Here is a 1,903-nt window from a genome sequence, read left to right on the forward strand (position 1 = left end):
AATGGCCATGCTGTTCGGCGCCCTGGCGGTCGCGAGCAATGTCGCGAGCGATGGACTGAGCCGGATCCTCGGCGTCGCAGTCGTCGTCATCCTGGTGCTCTACGAGCCCGTGATGGTCTGGTGCGCAGGCGGAACGCTCGGGCATATCTGGACGAACTTGCGCGTCGTTGACGATCGTGGCGGCAATTTGAGTTTTGCCAAGGCGCTTGCACGTTTCGTCGTGAAGAGCGTGCTGGGCTGGTATTCGTTCGTGGTCATGGCTGCCACGCGCCGCAACCAGGCGGTTCACGATCTGCTCACGCATTCGACCGTCCAGATCCGCGATCCCGCCAAGGCGAATCCCGGCCAGTTCGTCACGGAGCGGCGTGAGGATGACCCGGCGATGCCGTCGCGGCTGCGGCGCGCGCTTGTGACGGTGGTCTATCTCGCGCTCAGCGTCTTGCTTTATTTCGGAGTGCTCGCCGGCCTGCTCCGGGGCGGCATCCTGTCCCGCGCCTGCGTCTATCAGGACATTTGCTCGGGAGGCGACCGCATCGTCGACTTCGCCGTCGCCGCAGCGTTCCTCCTGATGATCGCCCTGGTGATTGGCATGGGCTGGCGAGGCCGCCTGCTCGGCGCACGCAAGGCGTAGGCAAATTCAGCGGCCGGCGTCGACGCCGCCGGACAAAATCGCCTTCCCGACATCCTCGTAATGCGTGTCGCGCGCCTGGATCTGCTGCGCGATGGCGTGCATGTCGCGGAACCGCCGTTCGAACGGATTGCTGCGGAACACGGCCGTGGCGCCGGCCATGTGGTAGGCGGCGTCGACCACGCGCGCCGACTGATGGATGGTCCAGGTCGCAGCGAGGCGAACCGCGCTGCGATGCGCCGCGCTGAATTCGCCGGTCGCAGACAGGTCGCGCCACATCGCACTCGCGGTCGCATAGAGATAGGTGCGCGCGGCGCGAAGGTCGCCCTCGGTGCGGCCGATCAGGCCCTGGACCGCCTGGTTGTCGCGCATGGTGCTCACCGCGAGCGACTGGTGCTTTGCCCGCGCCAGCGCGATTCCTGCATCCAGCGTGGCGCGCGCCACGCCGAGCGACACTGCGGCAAAGCCCAAGCTAAAGGTCGAGCCGGTGCCGATCCTGTAGAGTGGACCCCGCTCGCGCAGCGCGGACGGCACGTCACGAAACGCGGTGAAGCGCTCGGGGATGAAGAGGTCGCTCACCTCGTATGAATCCGTGCCGGTGCCGGCGAGCCCGATCGCCTGCCACACGTCATGCAGCACGGCGCTGGTGGCCGGAAACAGGATGGTGCGCACCTCCGGCGAGCCATCGGCATTTTTGCGCGGCACACCGTCGGCACCGACGATGCGGACATGCGCCCCCAGCCAGCTCGCCTGCCGCGAGCCAGAGGCAAAATCCCAGCGCGCGGTGACGCGATAGCCGCCCTCGACCGCGCGCGCCTCATGCGCGATCGCACCCCAGGCGAGGATACCCGGCTGCGTGTTGAAGATCTCATGCGCGGTGTCGTGATCGAGCGAAGCCGCGATCATCGCGCAGACACCGCACTGGCCGAGACACCAGGCTGTGGAGGCATCCGCCTTCGCGATCTCCTCCAGCATCTGCATGAAGGCGTCGATCGGAACCTCGGCGCCGCCAAGGCTCTGCGGCAGCAGCGCGCGATAGAGCCCGTTCTCGATCAGCGCGGCGACGACATCAGGCGTCAACCGCCGCGTCCGTTCGATCTCGTCGGCCTCGCCCGCGATCAGCGGCGCCAGGGCGCGGGCACGTTCGACCAGACCAACGCCGGGAGTTGCGTTCATGCGCGTTTCCTCGCCCATTCTGTTGTGAGCGGTCAGGAGACGATGGTGATCTATTTGGCGGGGAGGATCAAGATCACATCCCCGCGCTTCATCCAGGCA

2 protein-coding genes are annotated in these 1,903 nt (G+C 66.8%); one reads left to right on the top strand and one right to left on the bottom strand.

The window, feature by feature from the left end; genetic code table 11:
- Positions 1-631, top strand: a 631-nt coding sequence (locus AC1D00_RS39090) for an RDD family protein (RefSeq protein WP_477014353.1), incomplete at its 5' end; no start/stop codon positions are given.
- 6 nt (positions 632-637) lie between these two features.
- Here AC1D00_RS39090 and AC1D00_RS39095 read toward each other — a convergent pair.
- The gene (locus AC1D00_RS39095; RefSeq protein ID WP_477014354.1) at positions 638-1,804 is read right to left on the bottom strand and encodes an acyl-CoA dehydrogenase family protein; all 1,167 of its coding nucleotides are present in this window, start codon (positions 1,802-1,804) and stop codon (positions 638-640) included.
- Between the last annotated feature and the right edge of the window lie 99 nt (positions 1,805-1,903).

It is taken from the genome of Bradyrhizobium sp. P2_E8 (genome assembly GCF_056403875.1).

Bases quoted from the DNA above. Each gene is read 5' to 3' on its own strand.
- AC1D00_RS39095 (WP_477014354.1), bottom strand. From the start codon at position 1,804: ATGAACGCAACTCCCGGCGTTGGTCTGGTCGAACGTGCCCGCGCCCTG.